Origin of the sequence: Streptomyces sp. NBC_01351 (genome assembly GCF_036237315.1) — a bacterium.
Lineage (GTDB): Bacteria > Actinomycetota > Actinomycetes > Streptomycetales > Streptomycetaceae > Streptomyces.
This window is the reverse complement of record NZ_CP108356.1, coordinates 5,131,878-5,145,233: the sequence shown is the minus strand read 5'-3', so window position 1 is coordinate 5,145,233 and position 13,356 is coordinate 5,131,878. Positions and strand designations below refer to the sequence as shown.

The 13,356-nt window shown below is 70.3% G+C and carries 10 protein-coding genes and 1 riboswitch; of the genes, 1 reads left to right on the top strand and 9 read right to left on the bottom strand.

Annotated features, from left to right (window positions below):
* The first annotated feature begins 6 nt into the window (after positions 1-6).
* A complete protein-coding gene (locus tag OG625_RS23745; RefSeq protein WP_329384700.1) occupies positions 7-2,550 on the top strand; it encodes an ABC transporter permease in 2,544 nt (847 codons plus the stop codon).
* Positions 2,551-2,699: 149 nt separating this feature from the next.
* On the opposite strand, the gene OG625_RS23740 is transcribed toward OG625_RS23745, so the two are convergent.
* The 9 genes from OG625_RS23740 to OG625_RS23700 form a co-directional block, all read right to left on the bottom strand.
* Positions 2,700-4,100, bottom strand: a complete 1,401-nt coding sequence (locus OG625_RS23740; protein WP_329384696.1) for a cyclopropane-fatty-acyl-phospholipid synthase family protein — start codon at positions 4,098-4,100, stop codon at positions 2,700-2,702.
* A 136-nt stretch (positions 4,101-4,236) separates the two neighbouring features.
* A complete protein-coding gene (locus OG625_RS23735; RefSeq protein WP_329384693.1) occupies positions 4,237-5,622 on the bottom strand; it encodes an NAD(P)/FAD-dependent oxidoreductase in 1,386 nt (461 codons plus the stop codon).
* Positions 5,623-6,058: 436 nt separating this feature from the next.
* Positions 6,059-7,000: a Ppx/GppA phosphatase family protein gene (locus OG625_RS23730; protein ID WP_329384691.1), complete on the bottom strand. Its 942-nt coding sequence runs from the start codon at positions 6,998-7,000 to the stop codon at positions 6,059-6,061.
* Positions 6,997-7,548 carry a DUF501 domain-containing protein gene (locus OG625_RS23725; RefSeq protein WP_329384688.1) on the bottom strand — a complete coding sequence of 184 codons (552 nt, stop codon included), beginning with the start codon at positions 7,546-7,548 and terminating at the stop codon, positions 6,997-6,999. The genes OG625_RS23730 and OG625_RS23725 overlap by 4 nt, the downstream gene beginning before the upstream one ends.
* Positions 7,549-7,590: 42 nt before the next feature.
* A complete protein-coding gene (locus tag OG625_RS23720) occupies positions 7,591-8,079 on the bottom strand; it encodes an FtsB family cell division protein (RefSeq protein WP_329384685.1) in 489 nt (162 codons plus the stop codon).
* A 111-nt stretch (positions 8,080-8,190) separates the two neighbouring features.
* On the bottom strand, positions 8,191-9,471 hold the full coding sequence (gene eno, locus OG625_RS23715) for a phosphopyruvate hydratase (RefSeq protein WP_329384682.1): 1,281 nt from the start codon (positions 9,469-9,471) through the stop codon (positions 8,191-8,193).
* A 281-nt stretch (positions 9,472-9,752) separates the two neighbouring features.
* Positions 9,753-10,463, bottom strand: a complete 711-nt coding sequence (locus OG625_RS23710) for a transglycosylase family protein (protein WP_329384679.1) — start codon at positions 10,461-10,463, stop codon at positions 9,753-9,755.
* Between the two features lie 3 nt (positions 10,464-10,466).
* Positions 10,467-10,639, bottom strand: a riboswitch (cyclic di-AMP (ydaO/yuaA leader).
* A gap of 276 nt (positions 10,640-10,915) precedes the next feature.
* Entirely contained in the window at positions 10,916-11,938 is a 1,023-nt protein-coding gene (locus OG625_RS23705; protein ID WP_329384676.1) for a transglycosylase family protein, read from the bottom strand.
* Positions 11,939-12,041: 103 nt separating this feature from the next.
* Positions 12,042-13,328: a cytochrome P450 family protein gene (locus OG625_RS23700; RefSeq protein WP_329384673.1), complete on the bottom strand. Its 1,287-nt coding sequence runs from the start codon at positions 13,326-13,328 to the stop codon at positions 12,042-12,044.
* Positions 13,329-13,356 lie beyond the last annotated feature (28 nt).

The window sequence follows — 13,356 nt, the reverse complement described above, 5'->3', positions numbered from 1 at the left end:
TCCACCATGTTCCGTACCGCCCTGCGCAACGTCCTCGCGCACAAGGCCCGGCTGTTGATGACGGTGCTCGCCGTCACCCTCGGCGTCGCCTTCGTCTCCGGCACCCTCGTCTTCACCGACACCCTCAGCAACGCCATGTCCAACCAGTCCGCAAAGTCCTACGACGGCGTCGCGGTCTCCGTGACCGACCACGGGGCCTCCCGGAACGAGGACGGCGAGAAAGAGGGCGACCCCGGCATCAGCCAGCAGACCCTCGACAAGGTCAAGGCGCTCAAGGGAGTCGACTCCGTCTCCGGCCGGGTCACCGGCTTCGCCGGCGTCGGCGACGAGAACGGCAAGCTGATCGGCAGCGGCTGGGCCAACGCCGGCTCCAACTACGCCCCCGTCAAGGACGGCAAGGACCCGCGCTACGACTTCACCGACGGCACCGGCCCTGCCACCGCCGACCAGGTCGCCCTCGACAAGGACACGGCCGCCAAGGGCACGTACAAGGTCGGCGACAAGATCCGCGTCGCGACCAACGGACCGGTCAAGGAGTTCACCCTCTCCGGCGTCTTCACCACGGAGGACGGCGCCGTCAACGCGGGCGGCAGCCTGGTCCTGTTCGACGCCAAGGTCGCCCAGGAGCTCTACCTCCAGCCCGGCTTCTACAGCGAGCTCTCCGTCGCCGCCACCGCCGGCACCACCGCCGACCAGCTGCTGACCGAGATCAAGCCCCTCCTGGGCAAGAACTCCGAGGCCAAGACCGGCGCCGCCCTCGCCGCCGAGCAGGCCAAGCAGATCGAGCGGGCCATGTCCGGCATGAGCACCGGCCTGCTGATCTTCGCCGGCGTCTCCCTCTTCGTCGGCATCTTCCTCATCTACAACACCTTCACCATGCTGGTCGCCCAGCGCACCAAGGAACTGGCCCTGCTGCGCGCCATCGGCGCCAACCGCGGCCAGGTCAAGCGCTCGGTGCTCGCCGAGGCCGCCGTCGTCGGCCTCATCGCCTCGGTCATCGGCCTGGTCTCCGGCATCGGCCTCGCCGTCGCCATGCGCTCGGCAATGGGGCTCTTCGACGCCAAGATCCCGGCCGGCGACCTGATCATCGCCCCCGCCACGATCCTCATCGCGCTGGTCATCGGCATCCTGGTGACGATGCTCGCCGCCTGGCTGCCCGCCCGCCGCACCGCCAGGATCGCCCCGGTCGCCGCCATGGGCAGCGCCCACCTGCCCGCCACCATGAAGTCCCTGGTGCTGCGCAACTCCATCGGCAGCGTCCTGGCCCTCGCCGGCATCGGCGTGGTCTTCCTCGGCGTGAGCCAGAAGAGCGAGGGCCGCACGGTCATCGCGGGCGGCGCCTTCTTCCTCCTCATCGGCATCTTCGTCCTGCTGCCGATGCTCTCCCGCCCGGTCATCGCCCTGGTCCGCCCGCTGCTGGAGAAGGTCTTCGGCGTCGCCGGCAAGCTGGCCGCGCAGAACGCGGTCCGCAACCCGCGCCGCACCGCCGTCACCGCCGCCTCCCTGACGATCGGTCTGACCCTGGTCACCGCAATGTCGGTGATCGGCATCACCGTCGGCCAGGCCGTCGACAAGGCGACCACGCAGAACGTCAAGGCCGACTACAAGGTCACGATGGCCGGCGAGGGCATGAACCTCGACAAGTCCGTGCTCCCGGCGCTGGAGAAGGGCAAGGGCGTCACCGCCGTCTCCCCGAAGACCCTCGAAATCGTCAAGCTCGCCGGCACCTCCCAGGTGGTCAGCGGAGTCAACCCGGCCGCGCTGGCCGACGTACTGGAGGTCAGGACCACCGCCGGCAACCTCGCCGCCCTCGGCCAGGGACAGCTGATGGTCTCCGCGAAGGAAGCGGAGAAGAAGGGCCTGAAGGTCGGCTCCACGGTCGACGCCCAGTTCTACGACGGCCAGAAGGGCACGCTCCAGGTCGGCGCGATCTTCGACGCCAAGGACCAGCTCGACGACTACGTCCTCGACAACAAGATCCTCGCCGCGCACAACGAGGAGCAGTACCTCCCCGAGGTCCTCGTCAAGACCGCCGGCGGCGCCTCCGAGGCCAACCAGCTGGCCGTCATCGACGCCCTGGGCAAGAGCCCGGCCATCAAGGTCTCCGACAAGGCCGACATGCGCAACGAGATGGCCGGCATGATCAACACCTCGCTGAACATCATGTACGGACTGCTCGGCATGGCCCTGATCATCGCCGTCCTCGGCGTGATCAACACCCTCGCGATGTCGGTCTACGAGCGCCAGCAGGAGATCGGCATGCTGCGGGCGGTCGGCCTCGACCGGGGCCGGGTCAAGAACATGATCCGCCTGGAGGCCGTGGTCATCTCGCTCTTCGGCGCGGTCCTCGGCATCGGCGTCGGCGTCTTCCTCGCCTGGGCCGGCGGCAAGACCATCGCCGCCTCCATCCCGGGCTACGAGCTGGTCATCCCCTTCGACCGGATCGGGATCTTCTTCGCCCTCGCCGGACTGGTCGGCGTCCTGGCCGCCATGTGGCCGGCCCGCAGCGCCGCCCGCCTGAACATGCTGACGGCCATCAAGACGGAGTAGCGGCATCATTCCAGCCCGCCAGGGGCCCCTCCCAGCGGTAGCCGGGGGAGTTTGAGGCGTGGGGTCTGGGGCGGAGCCCCAGGAGCAAAGGTGTGTAGGGCCCCGGGGCAGCTGCCCCGGGGCCCTACGTGTGCGCGTGCGCCGCAGGCCTACGCGCCCCAGGTGCGCAGCCGCAGCGGCAGCCCCGACTCCCCCGCCGCCGAGGACCGCACCGCGAGGACCTGGTTGACGCCGAGCCGGCCGTGCTCGAAGCCCAGCGCGGAGGCCGCCATGTACAGCAGCCAGACCCGGGCCCGCCCCGGCGAGGTCAGCCGTGCGCACTCCTCCCAGTGCGCCTCCAGCCGCGCCACCCAGGCCCGCAGGGTCAGCGCGTAGTGCTCGCGCAGCGCCTCCACGTCGCGGACCTCGAAGCCGGCCCGCTCCAGCTCGCCGACGGTGCTGCCGAGCGGGGAGAGCTCGCCGTCGGGGAACACGTAGGCGTCGATGAACTCGTCGATACGGTACGACTCTTCGTCGGCCTCCGGGGGGCGGGCGATCTGGTGGTTCAGCAGGCGCCCGCCCGGGCGCAGCAGGGCGTGCAGGGTGCGGGCGTAGTCCCGGTAGCGGTCGGCGCCGACGTGTTCGGCCATGCCGATGGAGGAAACGGCGTCGTACGGGCCGTCCTTGACGTCCCGGTAGTCCTGGACGCGGATCTCCACCAGGTCGGTCAGCCCCTCGTCGGCGACCCGCTTGCGTGCGTACGCGGCCTGTTCGCGGGAGAGGGTGATGCCGGTGACCCGGACGCCGTACTCGCGCGCCGCGTGCACGGCCATGGAGCCCCAGCCGCAGCCGACGTCGAGGAGCCGGTCGCCGGGCCGCAGCGCGAGTTTGCGGCAGACGAGGTCGAGCTTGTCGCGCTGGGCCGCCTCCAGGGTCCCGCCGGGCGTCCAGTAGGCGCAGGAGTACACCATCGAGGGGCCGAGCACCCGTTCGTAGAAGTCGTTGCCGACGTCGTAGTGGTGGCTGATGGCCCTGCGGTCACGGCCCTTGGTGTGCCGCTGCCCGCCGCGCCGGACGGTCGCCTCCTCGGCGGGGGGCCCGGGCGGCGGCAGCGGTCCGGCGACCGCGATCAGCTCGCGCAACGCGGCCCGGTGCTCGGGGTCGCGCAGCAGCCGGGCGGCCGGGCGGGCCTCCTTCGCGCGGCGGGCGATGCCCCCCAGGGCCGCGAGCGGCCGGCTCCGGCCGGCCGGCTTCCCGGTGGGAGCGGTGGGAGCGGTGGGAGCGGCGAGCGGGAAGTCGCGCTCCTTCTCCCAGACGAGCCCCGCCACCCGGTCCAGCAGCTCGAACAGGTCGCCCTCGACGGTCATTTCACCCGCGACCCAGGCGCGGGCCAGGCCCAGTTCACCCGGCTTCCACAGCATCCGGCGCACCGCACGGCGGTGGTGGAAGACGAGCACGGGACCACCGGGCGGGCCCGCCTCGCTGCCGTCCCACGCACGGATGCGCACGGGCAGCGGGGCTCCCAGCAGGGTCTCGGCTAGAGCAGCCAGCCGCGGCGCGGCGTCGTTCATGGCGCACCTCCACAAAAGCTCCGACCCATCCGTCTACCCACAACGGACTGCGGGTACGCCGAAGGGGCCGCCCGCACCACGGATGGCGGGCGGCCCCTTCGGGGTCGTGCTTCGGGTTCGTGCCGTCAGGCCCGGGCTAGGAGGCCTTGGCCTTCTGCGCCGGAGCCGCAGCGGCGGCCGGAGCCGGCGCCGGCTTGGCGGCCTCGTAGAACTCTTCGCGCGGGGTCTCCAGCGCTCCGAGGGAGACGACCTCGCGCTTGAGGAACATGCCGAGGGTCCAGTCGGCGAAGACGCGGATCTTGCGGTTCCAGGTCGGCATGGCCATGCCGTGGTAGCCACGGTGCATGTACCAGGCGAGCCGGCCCTTGAGCTTGATCTTCATCTTGCCCATGACGATCATCGCGACGCCCTTGTGGAGGCCGAGGCCCGCCACCGCACCCTTGTTGGAGTGCGAGTACTCGCCCTGCGGGAAGCCCCGCATGCCCGAGATGACGTTGTCGCCGAGGACCTTGGCCTGACGCAGCGCGTGCTGGGCGTTCGGCGGGCACCAGGCGTTCTCGACGCCGGCCTTGCGGGCGGCCATGTCGGGAACCTGGGCGTTGTCGCCCGCGGTCCAGATGTAGTCGGTGCCCTTGACCTGGAGGGTCGGCTCGGCGTCGACGTGGCCGCGCGGGCCCAGCGGCAGGCCGTAGCGGGCCAGCACCGGGTTGGGCTTGACGCCCGCGGTCCACACCAGGGTGCTGGAGTCGACCTCGAGGCCGTTCTTCAGCACCACGTGGCCGTCCACGCAGGAGTCCATGGAGGTGTTCAGGTAGATCTCGATGCCGCGCGACTCGAGGTGCTCCTTGCCCCAGGTGCCGAGCTTGGGCCCGACCTCGGGAAGGATCTTGTCGGCCGCGTCGACCAGGATGAAGCGCATGTCCTCGCGCTTGATCGTGGAGTAGTACTTCGCGGCGTCGCGGGCCATGTCCTCGACCTCGCCGATCGTCTCGGCGCCGGCGAAGCCGCCGCCGACGAAGACGAAGGTGAGGGCCTTGCGGCGGACGTTCTCGTCCGTCGTGGACTCGGCCTTGTCGAGCTGCTCGAGGACGTGGTTGCGCAGGCCGATGCCCTCTTCGACGCCCTTCATACCGATGCCCTGTTCGGCCAGGCCGGGGATCGGGAAGGTGCGGGAGACGGCGCCGAGCGCGATCACCAGGTAGTCGAAGGGCAGCTCGTACGCCTCGCCGACCAGCGGCGTGACGACGGCGACCTTGCGGTCCTGGTCGATGCTGGTGACCCGGCCGGTGAGTACCTCAGCCTTGGGCAGCACGCGTCGCAGCGGGACGACGACGTGCCGAGGCGAGATGCTGCCTGCGGCCACTTCGGGGAGGAAGGGCTGGTAGGTCATGTACGACCGCGGGTCGACGACCGTGACGGTCGCCTCGCCGTAACGCATCTTCTTCATGATGCGCTTGGCTGCGTACAGGCCTACGTACCCACCTCCTACAACGAGGATCCTGGGACGCTCCGTGGTGCTCATGGAACGAGTATCCAGCACCCCCAGGGGTGGTGCTCGTGAGCCCCTTCACAAGCTGTCCGGAACCCTCTGCTACACTCCGCGGCCCACGTGACGGAGGTCATGGCGCGCAACGGGAACCACGGTGTAACGGGAGTCGTTGTTCACCCGTCCTGAGCTGGGCCGCAGGCCCCCAACCGGACTGGACCACCGGCGTTTGTCCATACGTCTGATGCGGAACCCGCAGCCTCCGACATTCGCACGAACGCTCGGGTAAACGGGCCTGAGGGCCCTCGGGAAGCCTCGAACGGCCCTCCCGGCAGCCCAACAGGCCCCTTTTCCTTGTGAAGAACTTCACGAACTTCGTGTGGATCAAGGGACCAAAGTCCCCCGCGGACCCCTCTTCGGGCGCCTGAACAGACCGTTCCGCCTGGGAATCCCCTGACGATCACGCTCCGTCTCAGGCGACGGACCAGGCGATCCCGTCCAGGATGTCGTGCTCCGAGACGACGACCTCCGAGGCGCCGACCCGCTCCATGACGGCCAGCAGGACCAGGACGCCCGCGCCGATCACGTCCACCCGTCCCGGGTGCATCACGGGGATCGCGGCGCGCTCGGCGTGGGTCTCGTTGAGCATCCGCTCGCTGATCTCCCGGACCTGCTCGTAGGAGATCCGGGAGTGGTGGATCTTCTCCGAGAGGTACTCCGGCAGGCCGAGGGCGATCCCGGCGGCCGTGGTCACCGAGCCGGCCAGACCCACCAGCGTGCGGGCCTCGCGCAGCGGGACCGACGCCTCGGCCAGGTCCAGCGCGGCCTCGATGTCGGCCCGCATCGCGGCGATCTGCTCCGGGGTCGGCGGGTCGGTGACGACCCCGTCCACCACCAGGTGGCGCTCGGTCATCCGGACGCAGCCCACGTCCACCGAGCGGGCCGCCCGTACGTGCTGCTCGCCGACGACGAACTCGGTCGAGCCGCCGCCGATGTCGACCACCAGGAACGGGCGCTCCAGGTGCTCGTGGGCGGTCAGCTCCTTCGTGGCGCCGGTGAAGGAGAACTCCGCCTCCTCCGCGCCGGAGATCACCTCGGGCTCGACGCCCAGGATCTCCTTGACGCCCCGTACGAACTCGTCCCGGTTCTCCGCGTCCCGGGAGGCGGAGGTGGCCACGAAGCGCACCCGGTCCGCACCGAGCTCCTTGATGACCGTCGCGTACTCGCGGCAGGCGGCGAAGGTCCGCTCCAGGGCCTCGGGGGCGAGCCGGCCGGTCTTGTCCACGCCCTGGCCGAGCCGGACGATGGTCATCCGGCGGTCCAGCTCGACCAGGTCGCCCGTCGCCGGGTCGCAGTCCGCGACCAGCAGCCGGATGGAGTTCGTACCGCAGTCGATGCCCGCGACCCGGGTCACTCGGACTCCCCTTCCTTCTTCTCCGTCTTCTCCGCGCACGGGGTGACGCACGGGCCCTTGGCCCACCACTCCGGCAGCATCGCCAGGGCCTCGTCGCCGAACGGGTTCACGCCCGGGCCCGCGGCCAGGGAGTGACCGACCAGCACGTGCAGGCACTTCACCCGGTCCGGCATGCCGCCGGCGCTCGGGAAGCCCTGCAGCACCTCGATGGCGTCACGGCGCTGGATGTAGTCCTCGTGGGCGGCCCGGTAGGCGGCGGCCAGTTCCGGGTCCTCGGCGAGCCGGGCCTGCATCTCCTTCATCACGCCGTTGGCCTCCAGCGTGCCGATGGCGCCGGCCGCGCGGGGGCACGTCAGGTAGTACAGCGTCGGGAAGGGGGTGCCGTCGGGGAGTCGCGGTGCGGTCTCCACCACGTCCGGCTGGCCGCAGGGGCAGCGGTGCGCGATGGCGCGCAGCCCGCGCGGCGGGCGGCCGAGCTGCTGCTGGAACGCCTCGACGTCGGCGTCGGTCGGCTCGGTCCGGTCGGTCTGGGGCGGGGGCGTCTGCATGCCTGGAGGAAGTCTCTTCGTTCTCGTGGATGGGTGCGGTGCTCAGTCGCCCGGACGGTCGGCCTTGTCGACGCCGTCCCAGACGTTCGAGTACCAGGGCCGGTCCGAACCGGCCTGGCCGGTCCGGGGCCGCTCGGCGGCCTCGGCTCCGGGGTCGGTCATGATGTAGCCGATCTCCCCCGGTCGCAGGAAGTGCAGGTGCTTGCGCGCCTGCTGCTCCGCGTACGCGTCGTCCTGCCAGCGGGCCTTCTCGTCGCGGAGCCGCTCCAGGCGGTCCCGCGCGGCCGCGGCGGCCCGCTGCTGGTCGGCGATCTCCGAGCGCTGGGAGACGTACTGGCGCATCGGATACGCCAGGGCGACGACCAGGGTACAGAGGACGAGCACCAGGAGGGCCGCGCGTCCGGTGAGCCGGCTGCGGCGGACCTGACGGCGCGACTGCGAGCGGTAGACGTGGGCAGCGGTCCGCTCACCGAGCTGCTTGAGCCTGGTCGCGGTGGAGAAGGTGGAGAACCGATCCCGGTTCCCGGCCATTGGTCCGCCTCCCCTGTGTACACGTACTACGCAATACGTCCCCGCACACGGTACGGGACCGAGTGCGGGGACGTACGGAGGCTAGAGCTCCGTCATGGGCAGCAGCCCTGATTAGCCCTTGAAGCGCGGGAAGGCGGAGCGGCCCGCGTACACCGCGGCGTCGTCGAGGATCTCCTCGATGCGCAGCAGCTGGTTGTACTTGGCGACGCGGTCCGAGCGGGCCGGGGCGCCGGTCTTGATCTGGCCGCAGTTCACGGCGACCGCGAGGTCGGCGATGGTGACGTCCTCGGTCTCGCCGGAGCGGTGGGACATCATGCACTTGAAGCCGTTGCGCTGGGCCATCTCGACGGCGTCGAGGGTCTCGGTCAGCGAACCGATCTGGTTCACCTTCACGAGCAGGGCGTTGGCCGAGCCCTCTTCGATACCGCGGGCGAGACGCTCCGGGTTGGTGACGAAGAGGTCGTCGCCGACGATCTGGACCTTGGAGCCCAGGCGGTCGGTGAGGGTCTTCCAGCCGTCCCAGTCGTCCTCGAACAGCGGGTCCTCGATGGAGACCAGCGGGTACGCCTCGACGAGCTCGGCGTAGTAGTCGGTCATCTCGGCGGCCGAGCGGGACTTGCCCTCGAACTCGTAGTTGCCGTCCTTGTAGAACTCGGACGCGGCGACGTCGAGGGCGAGCGCGATGTCCGTGCCCGGGGTGTAGCCGGCCTGCTTGATGGCCTCGACGATGAGGTCGAGCGCGGCGCGGTTGGACTCCAGGTTCGGGGCGAAGCCGCCCTCGTCACCGAGACCGGTGGAGAGGCCCTTGGTGTGCAGGACCTTCTTGAGGGTGTGGTAGACCTCGGCACCCCAACGAAGGGCCTCGGAGAAGGACTCCGCGCCGATCGGAGCGATCATGAACTCCTGGATGTCGACGTTGGAGTCGGCGTGCGACCCACCGTTGAGGATGTTCATCATCGGAACGGGCAGCAGGTGCGCGTTCGGACCGCCGAGGTAGCGGAAGAGCGGAAGGTCCGAGGCCTCGGACGCGGCGTGCGCGACGGCGAGGGAAACGCCGAGGATGGCGTTGGCGCCGAGGGAGCCCTTGTTCTCGGTGGCGTCCAGGTCGATCATCGCCTGGTCGATCAGGCGCTGCTCGGTGGCGTCGTAGCCGACGAGCTCCGGGCCGAGCTGCTCGATGACGGCGAGGACGGCCTTCTCGACGCCCTTGCCGAAGTAACGGTCGGGGTCACCGTCACGGAGCTCTACGGCTTCGAACGCTCCGGTGGAGGCACCGGACGGAACTGCAGCACGGCCGGTGCTGCCATCGTCGAGGCCCACCTCGACCTCGACCGTGGGGTTGCCTCGGGAGTCCAGGATTTCCCGGGCTACGACGACGTCGATGGACGGCACGAGCATCTCCTTCTGGGATGTGACGCTGGGTGTGCGGCGGCATGTCAGACCGTGGGACGGCCTTGCCGCTTAGAGCCTAACCGGCTCCGGGCACTCGGCCTGCCGACCGCCCGGGTCCTGGGACGAAAAAGGGCCCGAATACCCGTGTTCCAGGACATACGGCTCTTGTGACGGGTTGTTCGGCCTGCGAAAACGCCGCCGCCCGGCGCGTGGGGGGAAGACGCGCCGGGCGGTGGAGCTGTGACGTGTGGTGAAGACACCTGCGGCTATTGCCGCATTGTTCAGCTGAGCTTCAGCTTCTGACCCGGGAAGATCAGGTCGGCGTCCGAGACGATGTCCTTGTTGAGCTCGAAGAGCTTCTCCCAGCCGCCCGTGACGCCGTTGGCCGTGGCGATGTCACCCAGGGTGTCGCCGGCCTTGACCTCGTACGAACCGTTGCCGGTCTTCGGGGCCTCGGTGCGCTCGGAGCGGGTGGTCGGGGCCGGGGCCTCGGAGCGCTTCGGCTCCGTCTTCTTCGGCTCGGTCTTCTTGGGCTCGGTCTTCTTCGGCTGGGTCTTCTTGGTCTCGGTCTTCGGGGCCTCGGTCTTCGGAGCCCCGGTCGAGCCGCCACCGGTGTAGGAGGAGTTCGACAGACCCTTGCCGCAGTGCGGCCAGGCGCCCTTGCCCTGGCCCTTGAGGACCTTCTCGGCGATGGCTATCTGCTGGGACTTCGAGGCCTGGTTGGCCTGCGGGGCGTACGACTTGCCACCGAACGCGGCCCAGGTGGAGGACGAGAACTGCAGGCCGCCGTAGTAGCCGTTGCCCGTGTTGATGGCCCAGTTGCCACCGGACTCGCACTGCGCGACCTTGTCCCACTCGGAAGCGGTGGCGGCGCTCGCGGTGCCCGCGGCCATCAGGGGCGCCGCGACGACGGCACCGGCGACACCGGCGAGCGTGACGATGCGGACGGCCTTGGAACCGCGGCGGTGCTTGCCCTTGCCGGAAAGCAGCATGAGTTTTCTCCTCACCGACGCCTACGAGGTGAGCTGTCGGGTTCGGGCGAGTGAGTTGCCCGGCCGTGCGACCTAGCGCACGTCTTAACCCCTAGCCGGTGGCGTGACCGTCTCTCAACGGCCGCTCCCGGCACCTACCTTGGTTCCCCCGCTCCTGCCTTCGGCGCTTTACGCGACGACTGTTCCCCCCGTCCGCCGGCAGGATTCGGCGATGCGGTCGAAGGAGCCCGCGGTGGCGGGCGATTCAGAAGGTAGACAGGTCTCCCCCCGATGTTCAACGAGCGACATCGGGGGGAACCGACCCCTACTTGCGCCCTTCCCAAGGGCGTTTGCGCAGGTGAGGACGGGGTTTGCGGAAGCCCCGAGGCGGGACACGCCAGTTGACCGGAAGAGACGCATGTCTCACTTACAGAAAACGGACAATCAACTCTTTCCGGATGATTGAAGTGCCCTTATTGCGCAGTTAGATCCAGGTTCTGGCCAGGCTTGATCAGGTTGGCGTCCTCGCCGATGACCTGCTCGTTGGCCGCGTAGAGCGCGTTCCAGCCGCCCTTGAGTCCCTTGGCATCCGCGATGGCCATCAGGCTGTCGCCCGCCTTCACGGTGTACGAGGGGGCCGACGCGGCGTCAGACGTGACGGGCGCCTCGGTCGCGGGCGTACCGCGGTGCTTGCCGCTGCCCTCCCCGGGCGCGACCGGCGGTGCGGTGGAGGCGTCCGGCGCCGCCGGGACGCCCGGGTCGGCCGGGTCGCCCGGGGTCACCGGCGGCAGGCCCGGGGTGACCGGCGGGGTCGCGGGCGGCGTCGTGGGCGGCGTGGTCGGCACGCCCGGGTCCACCGGCTGGCCGGAGTTGCCCGGAGCCGTGGGGTCGGGCGTCGGAGTCACCGGAACCGTCGGGTCCGGCGTCGGGAGGTCCGGCGGCGGCATGACGGGCAGTCCGAGGTCCGGCCCGAGCGGGTGCGGGGCCGGGGTCGGGGCCCCGAAGTCCGTGGCGGGATCCCCGGATCCGGCGGGCGGCACCTTGTCGTCCGGGCGGGACGGCGTGGGGGCGATGGCGCCGTGCTTGCCGGGCAAGCCCGGGTCCACCACCGCGGCGGGGCCCTGCGCGTCCAGCCCGGCGGGCGCCGCGCACATCGGCCACGCCTGCGGGCCGCGCGCCGCCAGCACCCGTTCGGCGACGGCGATCTGCTGGGACCGGCTGGCGAGGTCGGCCCGCTCGGCGAAGTCGAGCCCGCCGGCCTCCCGCCACTCCTCCTGGGTGAACTGGAGCCCGCCATAGGCGCCGCTGCCGAAGTTGGCGCTCCACGTGCCGCCGCTCTCGCATTCGGCGACCTTGTCCCACGTGGATGTGTCTGCCGCGCTCGCGCTCGTGGCGGCGAGCAGCGGCAGGGCCAGCGCGGAGCCTGTGACTCCGGCGGTGACGACTATCGCGGGCACCTGACGGGGGCGTCTGTGGCGGCCGTTCCCGGAACGCATGAGGCTGCACCTTTCGCATAACGGCGGGGTAACGGCAGAACCTAGCGGGCCTCGAACGCATGTCACAAGTTCGCTCGGGAACTGACTTCGGGTCAGGCGGCGCTCAGGCGTTCGTCGGTGCGAAGCGAACGGGAAGAGTGCGCAGGCCACGCATGATGAGTCCGCCCCGCCAGCGCAGCTCTTCGGGTGGAACGGCGAGTTCCAGATCCGGCAGACGCGTGAGCAAACTCGCAAGCGCGGTCTGCCCTTCAAGTCGCGCGAGCGGAGCGCCCAGGCAGTAGTGGATGCCGTGCCCGTACCCGAGGTGCTGGTTGTCGGTCCGCGAGAGGTCCAGGGTGTCCGGCTCGGCGAACCGTTCGGGGTCCCGGTCGGCGGCCGCGAGGACCACCAGGACCGGATCGCCGGCCGCGATCCCCTGGCCGCCGAGGGTCATCGGCTCGGTGGCGAACCGCCAGGTGGCCAGCTCCACCGGGCCGTCGTAGCGCAGGAGTTCCTCGATGCCGGTGGCCAGCAGCGCGCTCTCGCCGGCAGCCAGGGAGGCCTGGAGCCGCTCGCGCTGGTCCGGGTTCATGAAGAGGGCGTGCAGCCCGTTCCCGATCAGGTTCACCGTGGTCTCGAAACCGGCGAACAAGAGGATGAAGGCCATCGCGGTGGCCTCGGCCTCCGTCAGGTGGTCGCCGTGGTCGCTCGCCCGGATCAGGTCCGAGATGAGGTCATTGCCCAGATCATCCCGCTTGCGGTGGATCAGTTCCCCGAGATAGGTGCGCATCTGCTTCACGGAACGGGCGACTCCGCCGCGCGGACCGCCGCCGTGCCGGATCATCATCCCGGCCCAGTCGCGGAAGTCGTCCTGGTCCTCGCGCGGTACGCCGAGCATCTCGCAGATGGCGTAGATGGGGAGCGGGAACGCGAACTCGTGGATGAGGTCCGCCTCCCCCCTCTCCACGAACCGGTCGATGAGGTGGTCGGTGAGCTCCTGCACGCGCGGGGTGAACTCGGCCACCCGGCGCGGGGTGAAGGCCTTCGACACCAGCCGCCGCAGCCGGGTGTGGTCCGGCGGGTCGATGTTGAGCAGGTGCGTCATCAGCTCCGCCTTGCGCTCCCCCGGGATCCCCGTCTTCCCCTTGGCGTGCGCGGGCTCCGCGTGGTGCGCCGGGTTCTTGCTGAGCCGCTGGTCGGCGAGGGCCTGGCGGGCATCGGCGTACCGGGTCACGAGCCAGGCCTCGACCCCGCTGGGGAGCTTGGTGCGGTGCACCGGGGAGTGCTCGCGCAGCCAGGCGTAGGCCGGGTAGGGGTTCGTCGCGAACTCCCAGTCGAAGAGGGTCGGGCCCTCCGCGGAGGAGGGGTCGGCGGGGACGTCTGCGGGGGCTTCGGGAGTCTGCTCGTGCACCCGACGACCGTATCCCGGCGCCCACCCA